13 protein-coding genes are annotated in these 18,307 nt (G+C 41.5%); 7 read left to right on the forward strand and 6 right to left on the reverse strand.

Annotated features, from left to right (window positions below):
• Positions 1 to 330: 330 nt before the first annotated feature.
• Positions 331 to 1,968 carry a DUF6930 domain-containing protein gene (locus tag VB836_RS25630; protein WP_323223766.1) on the reverse strand — a complete coding sequence of 546 codons (1,638 nt, stop codon included), beginning with the start codon at positions 1,966 to 1,968 and terminating at the stop codon, positions 331 to 333.
• Positions 1,969 to 2,360: 392 nt separating this feature from the next.
• Here VB836_RS25630 and VB836_RS25635 point away from each other — a divergent pair, with 392 nt between their 5' ends.
• From VB836_RS25635 to VB836_RS25650, 4 genes are all read left to right on the forward strand, one after another.
• A complete protein-coding gene (locus VB836_RS25635; RefSeq protein WP_046281700.1) occupies positions 2,361 to 2,717 on the forward strand; it encodes a HesB/IscA family protein in 357 nt (118 codons plus the stop codon).
• Between the two features lie 174 nt (positions 2,718 to 2,891).
• Positions 2,892 to 3,311, forward strand: a complete 420-nt coding sequence (locus VB836_RS25640; RefSeq protein ID WP_323223769.1) for a tetratricopeptide repeat protein — start codon at positions 2,892 to 2,894, stop codon at positions 3,309 to 3,311.
• A 282-nt stretch (positions 3,312 to 3,593) separates the two neighbouring features.
• Entirely contained in the window at positions 3,594 to 3,797 is a 204-nt protein-coding gene (locus tag VB836_RS25645; protein WP_046281699.1) for a hypothetical protein, read from the forward strand.
• 161 nt (positions 3,798 to 3,958) lie between these two features.
• Positions 3,959 to 4,309, forward strand: a complete 351-nt coding sequence (locus VB836_RS25650) for an ArsR/SmtB family transcription factor (protein WP_046281698.1) — start codon at positions 3,959 to 3,961, stop codon at positions 4,307 to 4,309.
• Positions 4,310 to 4,333: 24 nt separating this feature from the next.
• On the opposite strand, the gene VB836_RS25655 is transcribed toward VB836_RS25650, so the two are convergent.
• Positions 4,334 to 4,885, reverse strand: a complete 552-nt coding sequence (locus VB836_RS25655) for a rhodanese-like domain-containing protein (protein ID WP_046281697.1) — start codon at positions 4,883 to 4,885, stop codon at positions 4,334 to 4,336.
• Between the two features lie 87 nt (positions 4,886 to 4,972).
• Between VB836_RS25655 and VB836_RS25660 the strand changes: the two genes are divergently transcribed.
• Together VB836_RS25660 and VB836_RS25665 are read left to right on the forward strand one after the other, a co-directional pair.
• Positions 4,973 to 5,584, forward strand: a complete 612-nt coding sequence (locus VB836_RS25660) for a Tll0287-like domain-containing protein (RefSeq protein WP_323223772.1) — start codon at positions 4,973 to 4,975, stop codon at positions 5,582 to 5,584.
• Positions 5,585 to 5,605: 21 nt separating this feature from the next.
• Positions 5,606 to 6,091, forward strand: a complete 486-nt coding sequence (locus VB836_RS25665; protein ID WP_323223774.1) for a DUF3122 domain-containing protein — start codon at positions 5,606 to 5,608, stop codon at positions 6,089 to 6,091.
• 119 nt (positions 6,092 to 6,210) lie between these two features.
• Here the strand turns inward: VB836_RS25665 and VB836_RS25670 are convergent, their stop codons facing one another.
• On the reverse strand, positions 6,211 to 8,850 hold the full coding sequence (locus VB836_RS25670; protein ID WP_323223776.1) for a M1 family metallopeptidase: 2,640 nt from the start codon (positions 8,848 to 8,850) through the stop codon (positions 6,211 to 6,213).
• A 554-nt stretch (positions 8,851 to 9,404) separates the two neighbouring features.
• Between VB836_RS25670 and VB836_RS25675 the strand changes: the two genes are divergently transcribed.
• Complete coding sequence (locus tag VB836_RS25675) at positions 9,405 to 10,571, forward strand: pyridoxal phosphate-dependent aminotransferase (RefSeq protein WP_046281694.1); 1,167 nt, start codon at positions 9,405 to 9,407, stop codon at positions 10,569 to 10,571.
• A gap of 206 nt (positions 10,572 to 10,777) precedes the next feature.
• On the opposite strand, the gene VB836_RS25680 is transcribed toward VB836_RS25675, so the two are convergent.
• Genes VB836_RS25680 through VB836_RS25690 form a run of 3 tightly spaced genes read right to left on the reverse strand, consistent with a single transcriptional unit; the run spans position 10,778 to position 18,120 of the window.
• Positions 10,778 to 11,071 carry an acylphosphatase gene (locus tag VB836_RS25680; RefSeq protein WP_323223779.1) on the reverse strand — a complete coding sequence of 98 codons (294 nt, stop codon included), beginning with the start codon at positions 11,069 to 11,071 and terminating at the stop codon, positions 10,778 to 10,780.
• Positions 11,072 to 11,092: 21 nt separating this feature from the next.
• Positions 11,093 to 14,953 (reverse strand): helicase-related protein, encoded by a 3,861-nt coding sequence (locus tag VB836_RS25685; RefSeq protein WP_323223782.1) that lies wholly within the window; start codon positions 14,951 to 14,953, stop codon positions 11,093 to 11,095.
• The gene (locus VB836_RS25690; RefSeq protein ID WP_323223785.1) at positions 14,950 to 18,120 is read right to left on the reverse strand and encodes a hypothetical protein; all 3,171 of its coding nucleotides are present in this window, start codon (positions 18,118 to 18,120) and stop codon (positions 14,950 to 14,952) included. Before VB836_RS25690 ends, VB836_RS25685 begins: the two co-directional genes overlap by 4 nt.
• Between the last annotated feature and the right edge of the window lie 187 nt (positions 18,121 to 18,307).

Consider the following 18,307-nt stretch of genomic DNA (forward strand, 5'->3'; position numbering starts at 1 on the left):
GCCATTAAAGTCTTCTGTTTGTTGTTCAGTTTTAACTTGGTATGATAGGCTCGTTGCATAGATCTATTATGTGATCTTACAGATAGTACCGTGTTGTACCATAAATCGTCAACTAAGTTACTGCTCTCTTACGAACTTCGCTCGCGCCGGAAACCGCCAAGTCGCAACTTTTCGCAATCTCTGAATTGGTGTCGGGAGGAAAACTTGCTCAGGCGCGTTAATATCTGCGATCATATCATTGTGTGAGTTTTTAGTTGCCGTGAAACAATTCCTGACGCTGGTTGTACGTCTTGAACCTGCCGCAGAACAGCAGAAATTGCTGGATGACAACTAGAACGAAGTCGGGACCAATTGTAACGGCCCGAGTCCTAACTCTTGGGGAGAAAGCGATCGCACTTCTAAAAATGCCATCATATCTTTAAACCCCGGCTGACCCCGAGAAGCCCCTGTTAACCCCATCGCAATGATTAAACCACACCAACCTTGAGTCATCTGACAGCGCGTGTCCCATTTTTCACGGGCTTGTTGATGGGTGGGATCATCTTCTAAAAATTCTCCTAACAGGTGAAGATCTCCATCTTCAGTTCTTAAAATACAGAGATCATAATTGCAACCTGCCATCGGATCTTCACCGGGGTTAAAACAAATGCCCGTTAGTCCTCCAGCTTCTTGTAAACTCTGAATGAGAGTTTGAGCTTTTGGCTTAGAAGTTTGAATTAAAATGATAGGTAAACCATCACCCTCTTCAGGAATATTGACTTCTGCGGCTTGATGAAACTGGGTTTGAGTTCTGAGATATTCTGCCGTTTCCCAAGGAACAACTCCCAAACTCAGGAAAGATTTAGCAGGGACTAAATCATCCCGCAGGATAGGCATTTCTAAATCTAACTCCTCATCATCATCGTCGGTTTCGGCGGCGGCTGCCATTTCTAAAAGTTCGTTAGCGACTTCTGGAAGGGTTTCCACCGTCACTAATATTTGTTTTTTTTGGGTGCTACCCGGAAAGGGAATGCGATAGCGACGAGAAAGGGCGGGAAACTGATGGGATTTGAATTTGTGTTTAAAATCTCGTAGGAAGCGATGCAAAGCTTCTAGGGTGACTAATACAGCCGCCGCTTCTTCCTCATAGAGAATTGAACGCAAGCCTTCTAACGGATGTAAATTCCCAAAGTTCGGCTGTACTTCTGAAATGGGTAGCGAGCCTAAATTCTCATCGTCCTCAAGATCCTCAAAATCACTGATGCGTTCATAGGTGACAAATAAGCAGTCTTGAGTCAGGAAGGCTTCTTCTAAGTTATCTTTGGGCTGATGTTGTACGACTCGCTCCCGAAAGCGTTTCAAGGAGTCTAAGGAGCGATACATCAGAACACCATAATCCATCCCTAATTTACCGAGGGTGGAAATGTAGAGGGTGCTGACATCAAATTCATTGAGTTCTACCGAGAGAATTTGGTGTTCGCCGAGTTTGTCCCAAGGGCCATCTTGCCAAATGGTGTAGGCTTTTTCTTGTAGGCTAGAAGCGTGTTGAGGCGGTAACTGAGGGGGACGACTTTCTGCGACTTCTTGCAGTCCCCGAAAGATTTCATCAATCAGGGGTAAGTCGGGGACATATTCAATGGTGATATCGAGATCTTGGAGAACACCCCTCAAGAAAAACTGGATTTCGCGATCTTTGACGACTATTTTTTGAGGACGAGCCGCAGGAGTTGGACTTTGAGGATGTTCAATAGCTCGTAGTAAGGTTCGCACGGTGGCTTCCGGCCCCAGGTCAGATGCTACCATATCCATCGCTCGTACCATTCCTTGAGATCCGTCCACCCAAATAATACATTCGCTACTGGCTGACTCATCTCCATCGGGGTTAGAACTCGACTCAGGAGACAGGGAACGGCGATCGCCTTCCCACACACTCGGAATTTGGGGTAAGTTTTGCAGCCGACGTAGGGTTGAGCGATTGAGACGTACCATCTAATACAATGTTCCCGTTGGCAATATTGATGTTGGGGATTTCCTTGGATCAAGGTTCCGCCAAGTCACGCTGACGAGCGTTTATTTAAAGCTTAGGCTATAGACGATCGAGATTGCTACAAACAACAATTTGTTTTACTCGGACTGAGTGAGCCTGAACAACACCGCTACAAAACTGTAGCATCCGATGCGCCTTTCGGTGATTCGGCTTCAAAAGTTCGCGCTTGGGTGCGGTTACTGATCTTAACCCTTCAAGGGGGGATGTGACAAATTTTATTATAGCTTGAGTTTTCTGCTGTCTTATCTGTTGAGTTGGTAAAATACAACCAGGTAGACAACGATGACACCGTTGACCTGATCAGCACTATAGATTAAGGAGTCGAGCCAAATCCATGACACAAACCGCTCAGTCTCAAGCTCAAGGAATTCAAATGACCGATTCTGCAATGAAGCAAGTTCTCCTGCTTAGAGAAAAGCAAGGAAAAGACTTGTGTTTGCGGGTTGGGGTACGTCAGGGGGGATGTTCTGGAATGTCTTACCTGATGGATTTTGTGGATGCAAGCACTATTCAAGAGGATGATCAGATTTTTGATTATCAAGGTTTCCAAGTGATTTGCGATCCCAAAAGCCTTCTCTACATCTATGGCTTAATGCTTGACTACAGCGAGGCTTTAATTGGTGGAGGATTTCAGTTCACGAATCCGAATGCGTCTCAAACTTGTGGCTGTGGTAAATCTTTTGCCACCTAAAACCCCCGAGAATAGTCCCGAATTGTAAACTTTTGTTTGCAAATCCCGTGAACGGTAAACCGTGCTAGACGATAGGTAATTGGCAAGAGAGCATCAAGCTGATTCTTGCTGAGAGCCTATCGTTGTCTAGTTGGGCTAAAATTCTTACTGTTGAGAGATTGTCAGTTTGACCCTATGAAAACGCCTGAAGAACTGTTTAAGGAAGGTTTTGAACGTTATCAAGCCGGAGAAGACCCCCAAACGCTTATTCCTGTATTTCAGGACGTTTGCGATCGCGCTCCCAAAAATAGCAATGCTTGGACGAGTCTGGCCTGGTTGTATTTACTGGCTGATAAACCCTCATCGGCTTACAAAGCGGCGAAGTCTGCCGTTAAACTCAATCCCCATGATCCTCAAGCGAGAATTAACCTGGCGGTGGCGATGCTGGATCTCGATAAAAAAGGCGTGAGGACTCATGTGGAAATCGCCCAACAAATGATTATGGCTGACTCAGAATGGCTTGATGAAGTGAAGAAAAATTTTGAGGATGGCTTAACTCGAAAACCTAACTGGAAAAGCCTGACTCGCGTTCAAAAATGGTTGTTGGAAATTTGAGAATTCTAATAAGTATATTTACCTGAATCTCCTTCAGGAGTAGAATGATTTTTGGGTGTTCTTCAGAGGGATAGATCAGGGCTGTAGCCTTGATTTAACGAGGGTTGAGAGATGATTAAGGGTTGAAAGATGATGTAGATTTGTTGAGATTTTGTAACAAAAAATTATATAAATTCATCAAAAATTGAGCCAACTAATGATAAGATTTGGAAACTTCAGTCATTAACAATCTTGATTCACGGTTGACAGTAATTTTTGATAAAGCAAGGAGTTGTGAGAGCTATGAGTATCGATAATACAGTCCACGTTAAAGCAGAAACCCGTAATCATAAAGGTTTCTTTGTACAGCAAGCGGCTTACGAACTAAAGAGTATTGATGATTCGGGTTGGGCGCTGATTTGTTTAGATGATGCAGTTTGCTACTACGTTGATCCCGATAACTTAGAATCAGACTCAGATGATGATTCAGAAGAATCTGAGAGTTAAATAACATTTCACCGATAAACACTGACTAAGAGAGATTAAATTTTGAAAAAAGACTGGGTTGGGGTAGCTGTCCTGAAAAAAGGAACAGCTATTTTTTTGTGAAACCGAAAAGGTGTAACATAGTATGAAGATAGTTAAATTTCAAAATACAGTTCTCCCCAGTGCAGAATACTGCTTCTTCCTCCGCTCTGATACCCGTAGCTGAATACTTTAAACTGCTTTCTGAAGTGAGTCGCCTACAAATCTTAAACTGTTTGAGATCCGGAGCGATGAACGTCACGGAGATTTCGGAAGCCACGGGTTTAGGACAAGCCAACCTCTCAAAACATCTGAAAATTCTGACTCAAGCGGGGATTTTATCCCGTCAACCTGTTGGAGTCAGTGTTTACTATGAAATTAATGATCCGCTAATTTTTGAATTGTGTGAACTCGTTTGCGATCGCTTGAGTGATCGAATTCAACAGCAAGCTGAAGAAATTAAACAACTCAAAACATTGCACTCTCCCCACTAAAGCGATCGCCGGGGTGGAGATTAATTAAGATTGTTGGTTGTAAGGTAATTTTGCCAATAACAACGCTAAACCACAAGTATTCGTAATTCCCGCAAACATTAACCCCGCACCCACAAAACCACTCAACACTAAAAACCCTGGAGAAACAAACGCACCCAATAGGGTTCCGGTCAACACCAAGGAACCTGCAACAATTTGCACCTGACGCATGAGGCTAAGGGGTGCTTTTTTGTTAAGTTTTGTTTGATAACCCTCAGCTTTCCAAGCATTGAGTCCCCCCTCTAAAGTGACAAGATTTTCAACTTGAAAGCCACTGGCGACGAGCTGTTGAGCGGCTTGAGTCGAGCGACGTCCACTCTGACAATAAACGACGACTTTTTGACCTTCGTTGGGAATTTGACTGGGATCGAATTTGGATAAGGGGACTAAAATTGACCCGGCTAGGTGTTCGCCTGCGTATTCGACAGGTTCACGCACGTCTACTAACGTTACCGCTTGTTGCGCGAGCCACTGCTTGAGGATGGCGGCTTCTATCGCTTCGGGTTGATCGATGGTTGTTGTGCTATTCGTCATCATCTCAAGTCCTCTGGGAGTTGGTATTTTTTTGAGCAAGGTTGCTTTAATTACTATATTACTATACAGTTAAATTTAAGGATTATAGAAATGGCGATCGTGATGAAAAAGACCTGTTATCGTCTGTTTATCGGACTTGTAGCCATCGTTGCGTTATTGATATACCATCCCACCTTCGCCCTGGCTGAAACGAACCCCAGTGAATTGGCCCAAGCCGTTCAAGAAATCGAACTTCTCGATCAGATGAGATCCGGTTTAGCCTCAACCCTGGAAGGTGGGACGGAAGAACCCACAGGAGAAACCTTCAAACAAGTCTGTAAACCCGTAGGAATGCGAGCCAAACAGCTTAGTGAAGAAAACGGTTGGCAAGTCAAGCAAATTGCCAAAAAATATCGAAACCCCGCCCATGCACCCCAAAATTTGCACGATCGGATGGCACTTGCTAAGTTTGAACAAGATCCAGAATTGATCGGATTTTGGGATCGCGAAACCCTCAACGGAACCGAAGGAACCCGCTATTATCGTCGAATTTCCGTTGAAGCGAGTTGTCTGGCTTGTCATGGTTCTAAAAATTCTCGTCCTGAGTTTGTTCAAGCCAAATATCCTCAAGATTTAGCTTTTGATTTCCAAGTCGGAGATTTACGGGGGATGTATTCTGTATTTATTCCTGATTTACAAGCTGCATTACAAACTGATAATTAAACCCTGTGGAGGTGAATCAAAATGCTCAGAAAACAACAGGCAATTTTATCAGGGTTTTTAATCTTGATTCTGGTATTAACTCTCAACTTGAGTTATTCTCGACCCGCCCAAGCTGTTGTCAGCAAACAACAAGAAACCCCTGAACAAATTCTCTATCAATCTCGTCATACTTTACAGGATAATACGGGAAGTTCCTGGCAAGTTGTCTTGTTTAAACGAGTAAAATCCGGTGAATTGCGTGAGATTAATTTACGTTTAGTGGGCTTTCCGGGTGAGGTAGAATTTGCTCATGTTCAACCTTTAAAAATTCAGGATGCTGACAATATTTTAGAGGCGGATGATGTGTTTAGCGAAAAATCTCCTGCTCCAAATGTGGGTCAATATGATATTAAACCCATTTTATCTCAACTGTCAACCAATCATTTAATTGAATTGAGATTACCCTTAGAAAAAGAGCGAACAGTCAAAGTTCCTCCTGCTGTGATTATAGAATGGCAAAGCATTTAACAGGGAACAGGCAAGAGGCAAGAGGCAAGTATAAAAACCCGGTTTCTCGCAGAAACCGGGTTTTTGGGGCGTACTCAGAAACAAGATTGCTAAACTCGCCCCTTCTTTGCTGATGCTAACTAACTTTTGCCATTAGACTTAGCTTTAGAATTCGCCTGAGTTTTGGCTTCTAGACTTTCTAAGCGACTCCTCAATTCTTGGTTATCTCTTTTAACCTTATCGAGTTCTTCCCGCAGTTGTTTAACGGCTTTATCAGAACCGATATTTTTCTGTACCTTTTGAACTGCTTCTTCTGCTTTTCGACGAACTCGACCATCGAGAGTTTGGTCAGCTAAGTCATTTAAAACAGCAATGGCTTTGGGAGTTTCCATCTGTTCTAAGGCGACAACAACCGCCACTTGAGTGAGGAAAAATTCTTCTTTTGAGAGTTCTTCCAAACGCTGTAAAATGCGTTCAAGATTGATGTTGTTTTGACCTGTTGAAATGCTTCCTAACGCTCGAATTGCAGCTAACCGTAAGGCTTGGGGAACCGTTGGAACGCTATAGCTGAGGATTAAATTGAGGGCGGGTTCTGAGGTTTTCATGCGACTTAAACCAGAAATCGCTGCTGAACGTAATACCTCATTCCAACCCATTCGTTCTTGCAATACCAATTCTAACAGTTTGATTCCGTTTTCTTCGGTGAGCGCTTCATCAGGATTTCCGGCGACCATTTCACCGATAGCAGTAATGGCTGAAGCTTCCACAGAATAACTCACATCTCCCTTTTCAACAATAGATTTGAGGGCTTGATAGCTGGCGGGTATTTTAATCTTAGCTAGGGCGTTGACAACCGCCTGACGCACTCTCGAGTTCGAGTCTTCTAACCCGACAATTAACCCAGCAAAGGCTTGATCCAGTTTAATTTTATTTAACTGTTTGGCGATTTCGACACGTACACCCCAAAACGGTTCATCCTTGAGGGCTTTGGAGAGGGTTTTAACGACTTCTAATCCGCCTTTTCGGGCTAATGCTTCGGCTGCAAAAATACGAGAAATGGGATCAGGATCGAATTGTAATTGTGCTTTGAGTTCAGCAACCGGATACTCTAAGCTAACGGTTTTTAGCGTGTTATTTCCCGCATCAAAGCTGATGTATTTTGGTTTTTCTGAGAGGGGAAAATAGAAGGATTGTTCGGCTTCATGGATGCGAACCGTAAAGGTTTGAAACTGGGGTGTAGTTTCGTCTTGACTCAATTTTGGTAAATAGCCAAAGGCAATCGGAATTTTCAAATCAAACAAGTTGGTTTCACTGATTTTATCACTGGTTTTAGCTTGCTTTTGTTTAACCGTAATTTTAGCAAGTTTATTTTCACCATCCCAACTATAAGAAACCTTATAATCTGGATGTCCACCCCGATATACATATTGATCAAATAAAAACAGCAAGTTGCGTCCAGTTGATTGCTGAATCGAACGCAGTAAATCAAAGGTTTCTACGGTTTTGTGCGCGTTATTTTGAACGAAGGTATGAATCGCTTTTGTAAACAGTTCATCGCCTAATTCGGTGCGAATCATGTGATAAACACAAGCCCCTTTTTCGTACAAATGACGATCATATAGTTCTATGGCTTCTCGATAAATATGAGTGACAATGGGGCGGCGATAACGAGAGCGATCTTCTGATAAATAATTGCGGGTTTCGGCGAGTCTATAATAGGCGGCTTCCTCTTTTCCATATTCATGTTCTGTCCACAAGACTTCTGAATAAGTCGCCATTCCTTCTTTGATCCAAGCATGAGACCAATGTTCAATCACGACTAAATCACCGAACCATTGGTGAGCGAGTTCGTGAGCGACTAAACTTTCTGTACTGCGGTTATCAATTGCAGCTTTTTCATCGAGTAAACAGCGATCTGTTAATAGAGTAGTCGAGGTATTTTCCATTCCTCCAAAGATGAAATCATCGACACAAACTTGAGCATATTTCGGATAGGGATAAGCATACCCAAAAGTTTGAGAGAAAAATTCCATCATTTGGGGTGTTTTACCCATGCTGCGGTGAGCATCTGCTTCGCGGTTTTTCTCGACATAATAGAGAACGGGAATGTTATTCCATTCGTCTTTAATTTCGGCAAATTCACCGACCGCTAAGGTCATTAAATAAGTGGGATGAATTTGTTTTTGTAACCAGTGATAGATGATCTTTTCACCCTGAATTTCGGAGTTGATCAGTTCACCGTTAGAAATAGCAATAAATGGCTGGGGAACTTGCACCCGAATTTCTGATGTAGCGAGTTGTCCGGGATAGTCGAAGCAAGGAAACCAAAAACGTGAGTCTTCGTCTTCGCCTTGGGTCCAAACTTGAGTCGGTTTATCGGGATAATCAGCGTTTGGACTGATAAAATAGAGTCCTCGTTGGGGGTGATCGACATGATAGGCGATCGCGATCTTGATTAATTGGTCAGCTTGGGTCGGTTGGCTGAGATAAATATCAAGCTGTTCACCATCATAGTCGAAGGATTGATCGACTTGATCAATTTTCACCGCCTGAATTTCTAAGTTAACCGCATCAAGCCTCAGTGTTTCAATTCCACTTTGCACGGGTTTTAAGTTAATGGTACAATTCCCGTGAAAGGATTGGTTTGGAATGTCTAGCACCAGGTCAAGAAAGATATGTTCAACTTGTCCGGGGCGGTCGGGGTTATAATGGGGACGAGCGCCCGGTAACTCAAAGGATTTTTGGCTGTCGGTCTCGGTATCAAAATAGGAGTGCAACATTTAGTAACTCTGAAGCTACAGTAAAAAAAACAAACAAAACACCGTGTTTGCTGCTCTATTATAGATGAAATTTGGCAATTAATCCTCTGACTCGTTGTTGAATTGGGATGAGGCTAACAGTCTGATGGGGTTGTTGTTTTTTGACGAAGAGCAACTGTAACCTTTTGATGGATTTTCGTTGCGGTGAATTTTAGTCGTTTCAGGAAAATATTTCGGTTTTTTGAAAAACCCACTCAATTGAAGCTCTTATATCGACTCATTTATAATTTTGAAAAAATAAAGTTGATCCTCTTGTTTGGCTTGGAACTGAGAAGAAAAGCTTAAGAATAAAGAACAAATTGATCATCTTAAAACCGTTTGGAAATCTTGTAAAAACCAAGGGTTTGAGGGAGTCCGAGCAGAAAATTACAAAGTTTTAACGAGATTAACTTGACAAACCTGTTATTTTATAGTATAAAATGTCAACATTATTTGATAATTAGGTTGCAACTCAACCGAACCCAGCTTAAAATTTAAACTCTAAAAGCAAAAGCTCAAATCAAGGTTCACAAAGGATGAAGCTGGCAGCACGAGTCGAGCAGGTTACACCGTCCCTAACGTTAGCGATCTCAGCCAAAGCCCAGGCTATGAAGGCTGAAGGAATTGATGTCCTCAATTTTAGTGTAGGAGAACCTGACTTCGACACGCCTGATCACATTGTCGCGGCGGCAAAGCTTGCGCTAGACGAGGGCAAAACTCGCTACGGGCCAGCGGCTGGCGAAAAGAAGCTGAGACAGTTAATCGCAAACTCCCTCAACGAACAGACGGGTTTATCTTATCAAGCCGAGAACATTATTGTCACCAATGGCGGGAAACAGTCGTTGTACAACCTGGTAATGGCAATGATAGAAGCTGGAGATGAAGTGATTATTCCGGCGCCTTACTGGGTCAGCTATCCCGAAATGGTGAAACTGGCAGAGGGAAATCCGGTGATTGTTCAAACTTACAGCGATACCGGATATAAAATCACCCCTGAACTTTTACGTCAGTCCATCACCTCAAAAACTAAACTGTTTATTCTCAATTCTCCCTCAAATCCGACGGGAATGGTTTACTCTCCCGATGAAATTCGAGCCTTAGCAGAAGTTGTTGTAGAAACAGGAATCTATGTCGTTTCTGATGAGATTTATTGTAAAATCATCTACGATGATGCTAAACATTTAAGTATTGCGGCAGCTCATCCTGAGAGTTATAAATACACTTTTATTAGTAGTGGTTTTGCTAAAGCCTACGCGATGACAGGCTGGCGATTAGGATATTTAGCAGGTGATGCTCAGGCGATCAAAAGTTTAACCCGTATTCAAGGTCATAGCACTTCAAATGTTTGTACATTTGCTCAATATGGAGGCATTGCCGCTTTAGAAAGTTCTCAAGACTGCGTAGAAGAAATGCGATTAGCCTTTGCTAAACGGCGAGAAGTGATGTATGAAATGCTGAGTCATATTCCGGGAATTAGTTGTATTAAACCGGATGGTGCCTTTTATATGTATTTGAATGTTAGCAAGTTTAATCTCACTTCGGTTGATTTTTGTAATGCCTTATTAGAGGAAAAACAAATCGCTGCTGTTCCCGGAATAGCCTTTGGAAATGATGATCATATTCGCTTATCTTACGCGACTGATTTAGGAACAATAGAAACGGGTATGAAACGTTTAGAAGAATTTGTGCGATCGCATCTTTAAGAAAGAGTAGGGGGGGGGTTCATAACAGTTTACAGTTATCAGTTATCAGTGACCAGTTTTTACAGTTATCAGTGACCAGTTTTTACAGTTATCACTGGTTACTGGTTACTCTCTTGCGAAGTTTGCAATCTTAGCAACTGCCGAACCCGTAAGGGTCACTGTAAACTGTAAACTGTTCACTGGTTACTGTTCACTGTTCACTGTTCCTAGCGGGAAATCTCAAAATGTTGTAAACCTTCGGGAGACTCCTGACTGACATTCACCTCTTGGACAACGGCCCCGGGCGGCCCCTGATGGCACCATTCAATCATTGATTCTACATCGGTTTGTGAGCCTTCTAACACCGCTTCAACCCGACCATCTGATAAATTCCTTACCCAACCGTTAACGCCCCGTTGTATCGCCGCTTCGCGAGTGGAATAGCGAAAGCCAACCCCTTGGACTCGTCCAGAGATGAAAACACGAACACGCTGAGTTGATGAGGGTGATGAATTTGGCATAAATGACATCATTAATTCGCTTTATTCGGGATCTTCTAATAAAATGGTGTTGAGTAAATTCAACTCCGAAGATGCCATAAAATAGCAATTATTAAATGCTAATTCTAACGAAGACATTGACGGACGGCCAGCCACCGCAGCCCAAGGAAAATCCTGATATTTAGCAATTATAGGTATTACAGACCCTTGAGGAGTTAATGTCCGTCCCAAAGCATTTCGCCAGGTTTCTGGGTCAACGAATTCCTGTTTTCTTTCAACCCCATCATTAGCAGAATCTTCTCGCCAAAATTGGGGATAATCTAGGGGTAAGGCAATCATCACATCGTTGGATTTAATATCTTCTAGTATAGAATATTCTCGCCATTCGGCGTTATTTTCACGCAGTAAAATTTTATGGAGATCGCAAGCGGGTCTACGCAGTTTAATCGGGATTTTTTGAGACTCTCCTATTTGATTGAGTATGCCCATTAATCGCTTTCTAGCTTGACGAATTGAAGCTTGAGACTCGGAGAAACTGTATTTTTGTTGATTTTGGCGATCGCCCCAATCTTCCCACCAAAACGCCCCCAAACAAGTGAGATAATCAGGAATCTTGGTTGTATCATTGACTTTCGGTAAAAGGGGACTTGAGGGGCGAGAAATTGTTTTAACTAATGCTTCAAGCGTCGGATAATTGGCGTAAGAAACCCGATCAATTTGAGTGGTTCGTCCTGTTAATTTAAAATCTTTAAACAAGTCTTCTACCAATTGTTGACCCTTCCTGACTAATCCCTTTAACTCAGAAGGATAACTTTGATCACACATAAAAACATTAGCCTCTTGCAAAAACTGTTTAATCTCATCAGAAATTAACTGAATTAATTCATCATCCCCAATCCGACCAACAGGAACAAAGGCTAATCGTTGTTTTTGCAGTCCTGCATCCCCTTTAATTCGAGTCAAAATGGTCGAACGCAGCATTAATAATAACGTTAATAAATCGCTCGATTGACGCAACCATTGACGATCTTTATCGACGGTTTCGCTGGGAATAAAAAAGTCATTAATTAGCAAAACGAGCCGCCGAGGAATATTTTCACCCGAACATTTTTCACCCGTTTCAGGATGGGTATATTGTCCCCGTCCGCGATAAATTAACTGGGCAATTTCCATCAACGAAGCTTCTACACTAAAACGGGGAAAAGAGGCAATAATCCAATCGGCTTTTGGGAAAGAAACCCCCCTCGAACCGGAAGAAGTCATTAAAAATACCCTAACATTATCCCGTTGAGGTTCAGTGACTAACCGCAGGCGTTCACGGGGTAAAACACTTTGGTCTAAAACTTGAACTTCATCTTTTAAAAATAACCCTTTATCTCCCTCGGTTAACATTCCCTTGAGTAGGCGTAAAAATGCCTTATCTTGAGCAAAAAATATAATTTGTTGCGCGTTATTTTCTAACCCTTTTTTGATTTCTTGCCAAGCATTCTTTAAAAGAACGTATTCACTTTGTTGACGAATGGCTGATTTAATACTTTGTGGCTTGCCATCAGAGGTTAATTCGGGGGTAATTAACGACAAACGAATACTATAATCAATCGTTAATTCTGTTGCGGGATAACTATTACTCATAATATGTAGGGCTGAGTGTTTATTTCCCCCTATTTTTAATTCAGTTCCCGTTACCCGAAACGCCTCATCACCCCGACTTTGACTAATTAAAACTTTATCGGGAACCCGCTTACCCGCTTCCAGAAAATTCTTGAGAACAATTTCATTACTTAAAGACGCATCTGCAATAATTAAAATTACCCGAAACGGTGAATCTTTAAAAGGTTGGATAAACTGTTGTTGTAACCATCTGGCTATTTCATTAACAAATAATGCTCCGGCTCCATCCCCTGCCACTTCATCTATCATTACAATAATTGTCGGAACTCGGTTGGCAAATTCTAGGCGTTCATTAATTCCGGGTCTAGTATCAAAACGGTTGCGAAATAAGTTGCTTAACGCTTCAATTGTCGTCCCTTGACTTAAATTTCGATACCCTTGTGTCGCTACGGTTAAAACAATTTGTTGAACTTGGGGGTTTTCTTTCAATAAATGACGAGTTGCAGTCGCCAAAGTTCTTAAAACTCCAGGGCTTCTTATAGTATTGACTCGCTCATCCCGTTCATTTAGAGATTCTTTATAGCGTTGACTGGTAGCGATATCATTATTAATTTCTTGTTCTTGTTCGGGATTAATACAAAGGGTATTAATAGCAGGATCTTTGAAATGCTCAACCCCATTAACAACAACCAGACTATCAATATTTCTCGTGTTTTCTTCTTGAGAGGCTATTTTCTGATCATAGTAGGTTTTAGCGGAACGAATCAGTAAAGAGTTAGTTGTAACAGTTAATATTCCCGTTTTTTCTCCCTGTTCTTCGGCTAAATCTTGGGTAACATTTTGATTAATCACCACGCGAGGACTCGCATACAAAAATAAAAATCCTTCGCTTTGTTCTTTCAAAAAAGAGACAACCGAAGCCGTTTTCCCAATCCCCGGATTTCCTTCTAAAGCGATCACATTTAACCGCCCAGATATTGCCGAACCTAAACCCGCTTTGATCACCGATTTATGAGCATCTCTAAGCGTTAAATTGGGTTGAGTTAGATAAGGATAAATCGCAGAACGGGGAGATATTTTAAAGTAAGCTTGCAGCTTTTCTGTTTCTTCAATGGCGTCTAAAATATGCTGTTTTTCAAAGGTTTGCATGGGTTGAAAGAAGTCTTCTACCTTCTCACTAAAATCCATGCTTAAATCTTTTTCAAAGCTGGGTGTTTGTTTAAAATAACTTTTTGCTTGCTTTTTTAAAGCTGGCGGTAAAGAGTTTAAAAGTGTATTAAAAACAACTTTAATTTCCTCGTTAAAATTTTCTGGATTTTTCTGCTTGATTAGATGTTCATAAGCTTCACCCAAAGATTTCATTAACTGAACTTGGGGATTATTCTCCGAATTAAAATGAGCCGATAAACTTTCAACCCCGTTTGATGTAATCGCCATTGCTCTCGTCAGACAAGAGTTTTGTAACCGTTTTTTCTTTTTCAGCAAATCAACTAATTGATAGGTATAGGAAGACGCTTGAGATAATTTATAAAGGGGTTTATCTTTCCCACTAAATACAAAAAGATGTTTTTCTAATTTAGAACTTACTTGCAGTTGATCGCCTTGAACTTCTGCACAAATCCGCGAAAAACTTCCTCTCGCATCTAGATAACGAGTATAACGGTTAATTTCTTGACAATGAGCCGTTTCTAAACGAAAGTCTTCTAATTCTAAAGGAGCGTTAAAAGAAAACTCAAAACAGAGAATAAAATCCTGTGGCGGTTGACGTTTTTTGAGTTGTTCTTCTGTGGGAGATAGCCAGAGTAAAAAGTCTGCTCGTCCTGACTTTCCTTGCTTGACTAAAGACGGATCAATAAAATCGGAAATCTTAAAAGCTTGATGAAATTCCTCAGCCGTTTGTTTGGGTTCCAACTCTCTATTATCTGTTTGTCCTGGTAACGTTAAAGGACACCAAAACGCCTCTAATTTCATCAGGCGAGAGGGTTTATAATGATTCAGACATTCTCGTAAGCTACTCCAGCCTAAACCATACCCTAAAACCAATAAATGACGTAAATATTCTTGAATCCGTTCTTCAACATAAATATCGTGAACAGGTAAAGTTTTTGTTTCTTTTAAAGCTTGAATGAGGTGTTTGCTGAGTTGACTAATTTTAACTTTTCGCCAAGGTTCGAGTTGGGGATGTTCTTCGTTTAAGAATTTACTATGCAGTAAATGGGCGATAACCCCCCGTTGAACGGCGATTTCAAAAACTTGTCCCCAAATAGAAGCTTGTTCTAAATTACTGTTCATGGTTTTGTCCTCCGACGAAGTACCTGAGCCATTCGAGTGAGTATCGCTGGATAACTTAATAATACTTTTCCTTGGCGTCGTGAGTGTAAAATTCTGGCTTCTCCTGCGGCTTCAGTGGTATTCGGAGAAATCCAGCCAAAGGGGTCAAGAACGGGAATGAATTGTTGATTCTGTATACCCCGTTCTGCTTCTATAAAATGCAGTCCTCGCAGTACAGTTAATAAGCAAGGATGAACGGTTGAATTTTGTTCGGGATCGATTAAATGTTGACGCGATTTTTCCGTCCAGTTAATATTACTAAGGCGAGAATCGGAGAGCAGAAAATAAACACAAAATCCCGATTGTGGTCTTTTTGATTCGTCAATGGCGTGGAGGGTTGCAAAGGTATAAACCGGAATAATATCGCGTAACCCCATTTCTCCAATCTGCTCAGAAAAATAGGTGTGATCGCTGGCTCGTAAAATTTCAAAAGCAGCTTCCCCAGACTTAAAACGTTGTCGCATTCTTGTTCCGGGAAACACATCTCGCAGCAGGGTATAAATCGTTAAATCTGGGAAATCTTGGTAAAGTTTTTGCAGGAAGTTTTTATCCGCTAAAGGGGTATTATAATCGGCTGTTCTGTTAATCCGACGACTCCGATAACTATGAGCTAATAGGATAATATGTTCACAACCTTGTTTTTCTAGATAGGCGATTTCTTCTTGAATCAGTCGTTGTTCCCGGAGTTCTTCTTCTGTAGAAACAATATCAGATTGGGTTCGTCCGGCTTTGAGTTCATAGCCAACCAGGGGAGTTTCGATAGCGGTGGCGATGTAACTTTGACTTAATATTATATCATTTTTCTGTGGATTTTTTGGGCTTTCATCGCAGGGGCGGCTTTTATAGGAAATTAAACCCAGTTTGGAGACTGCGGGTTTTTCAGGAGTAGAAATCGCGATGGGAAATGCACTCAATAAGGCGGTGAATACTCCTTTTTTCACATAGCCTGCATTGCTTTTTTTCAGGTTTTCTAATACCATTCCCTGCATTCGTGTGGGATTATCTTGGGCTAATAAGGACTCTAGGGCTTGAGTCGCAGCATAGATATATTGTTCACCGCTTTGATCATCATCTTCTTGGCTTTGTTGGAGTCGGAGAATTGAGGTTGTAAAGGATAAGTTTTCGGTGTCTTTGAGTTGTTTAACGATACACCACAAACAAGTATAAACCAAAACTGCAAAGGCGGTTACTGCTGCTGAATGTCGTTGCTTTGCTTCATCCTGTTGTTGCTTTTTATTGCTTCTCTGTAATGTTCGGGTTTCGTATTCAATTTGAATGGCTTTGGGTAAAGCCCATCCGACAGCATCTTTAACACCCTGACAATATTCGTATTTGGATGCTTGACTTTGGTTGTCTTTGTACTCACAAGGAACAAAAAGAACCTGTAATAACTTTGCGGGTAAACACCGTTGAATCTTTACAGATGTTCCCTTATTTTTAATGACTAAATTTCGTTCTAATAATTGAGTCTCTACTTTAATTGAAAACAGAAGATTGGGAATTAATGAGGGATTTTCTGCGATTTCTATTTGTTGTAACCAAGCAATTTTATCCTGTGTTTCTGAGTTTGATCTCACTAATAAATCTGGGGTTCCAGCTTCTGCACTTTCTAGTCTATTCCAATCTACAATTCCCTTTTTCAGACAAATAAATTGCGTGGCGGTTTGGCGGTAAACTTGGGAGATAATTTGCTCTCCTTTGCTTTTGAGAATACTTATTAAAGCCGTTGCAATTTGATTCATTGAACTCTCACGATCAATCAGTTCTTGAATAAATTTATCGATTTGATCTCGGGGGATATCTTCAATTTTCTTGACCAGTGCTTGCAGTCCGGCTTCTATTTGTTTTTGAGTTAATTTACGGTCATTACTCGGAACAACAACGGACAGAAAAAATAGTTCCGCAAAGCAATTTCTGAGCCGATTGGGAGAGATATTCTCCGCTTCTGATAAATCTTCTTGGATTCTCTCTAAGCGGGCGATAAAGGCTGATTTTCCTCGCTCTGGATTGTTCCCATTGATCCGAAAACGATAGCTAATTTCGCGAATAATATTACTATCTGTCGAGTCTGAGTTGGCTTGTCTATTTTCAAAAATTTGGGTTTCCCATTCCGGCCAAACAGCGAGACAAGAGAATAATCTAGCACTATGAATATAATCGAGAAAATTGATTGATGCCTCGCTGCCATAATAGGTGGTCAGATCGAGTGTTAATCCTTGGTTTTTGACAATTTCAACAAAGTGCTTGATTCGTTGAATATATTCTGCTAAAAGTTCATTGTTCGGGTCTTGACTGTCTTTTACTTTGTTCGCGATCGCCTCCATAATTATCATGGTAATATTTAAACGAACCCGCGATAAAGCCTCATTATCTAGAAATTCTATAAAGCGTTTAATTTGACTTTCAACTCGGTTATGTTCGGCTTCTAAACTGGCGATCGCTTCATCGATTTCATCTTCATCTGCACCTCGATTTGTTTCGAGTTCATCGGCGATCGCATCGCACATTCGCTGAAAATAATTACTACTATCAATCCGTTCTATCGCCGAAATAATTTTTGCAACTTCAACACCGCGATCGCTTTTAGATTGGTTGCGATCGTCAAAAGCTAGGGGAATTAAATTCGCCTGACTCATCCCCAAGGGAAAATAACCACCAACCCGCTTCGCCAGGTTTTCCAACTCTTCTTTGACATTCTCAATGAGAAAATCTTCTAACTTCACATTGGAGGGAAGTGCGTTTTTTAAAGCTTCTAAAATGCTCTCTCGCAGTCGATCAACCCCGTTGGGAAGTTGTTGTTCATTTCCTTCGCTGAGTTGACCTCCAATGCGACTCAAAAAGCCATATGCAGGGGGATCAAAATCTTTAACAAAGACAAAATTACTGTCTTTCTTCCTAAATTCTTCCAGGGAGAATAGCCGCAACAATACGCCCGACGTGCAGATTCTCAATCGTTTTTTGTCTTGATCGTAGTAAAATAGAGGCCGTTGTTGAGGATTGTCAGAAAGTTTTGACGTCTGGGAATTGACGGCGATCGCTTTTTCGAGCAAACTAACTAAAAGCGCAAGATCGAGAGAGGCTTGCTGCTGTGAAGCGTGTAGGGACGCACCCTGATTTGAATCTTTCATTGTTTGGGGTCTCCTGATTATTCTGCCTTTTCAGACAGCTTCATCCTGCTTGAGTTGACCCAACCCAAGAGAATGGAACCTAAGAGTTTATTAGATCACAGTTTTTAGAATTTGTCAATCAATTAGCGGTTTGAAGGGGGAGGACTGCTTCTATTTGGGTTAAAACGGTTTAGGTGAAGAAATTGAT

Source organism: Limnoraphis robusta BA-68 BA1, assembly GCF_034932365.1.
Taxonomy (GTDB): Bacteria; Cyanobacteriota; Cyanobacteriia; order Cyanobacteriales; family Microcoleaceae; genus Capilliphycus; species Capilliphycus robustus.

Coding starts and splice junctions, on each gene's coding strand:
- VB836_RS25690 (WP_323223785.1), bottom strand. CDS start 18,120: ATGAAAGATTCAAATCAGGGTGCGTCCCTACACGCTTCACAGCAGCAA.
- VB836_RS25640 (WP_323223769.1), top strand. CDS start 2,892: ATGAAAACGCCTGAAGAACTGTTTAAGGAAGGTTTTGAACGTTATCAA.
- VB836_RS25655 (WP_046281697.1), bottom strand. CDS start 4,885: ATGATGACGAATAGCACAACAACCATCGATCAACCCGAAGCGATAGAA.
- VB836_RS25635 (WP_046281700.1), top strand. CDS start 2,361: ATGACACAAACCGCTCAGTCTCAAGCTCAAGGAATTCAAATGACCGAT.
- VB836_RS25680 (WP_323223779.1), bottom strand. CDS start 11,071: ATGCCAAATTCATCACCCTCATCAACTCAGCGTGTTCGTGTTTTCATC.
- VB836_RS25660 (WP_323223772.1), top strand. CDS start 4,973: ATGGCGATCGTGATGAAAAAGACCTGTTATCGTCTGTTTATCGGACTT.
- VB836_RS25665 (WP_323223774.1), top strand. CDS start 5,606: ATGCTCAGAAAACAACAGGCAATTTTATCAGGGTTTTTAATCTTGATT.
- VB836_RS25670 (WP_323223776.1), bottom strand. CDS start 8,850: ATGTTGCACTCCTATTTTGATACCGAGACCGACAGCCAAAAATCCTTT.
- VB836_RS25630 (WP_323223766.1), bottom strand. CDS start 1,968: ATGGTACGTCTCAATCGCTCAACCCTACGTCGGCTGCAAAACTTACCC.
- VB836_RS25645 (WP_046281699.1), top strand. CDS start 3,594: ATGAGTATCGATAATACAGTCCACGTTAAAGCAGAAACCCGTAATCAT.
- VB836_RS25675 (WP_046281694.1), top strand. CDS start 9,405: ATGAAGCTGGCAGCACGAGTCGAGCAGGTTACACCGTCCCTAACGTTA.
- VB836_RS25685 (WP_323223782.1), bottom strand. CDS start 14,953: ATGAACAGTAATTTAGAACAAGCTTCTATTTGGGGACAAGTTTTTGAA.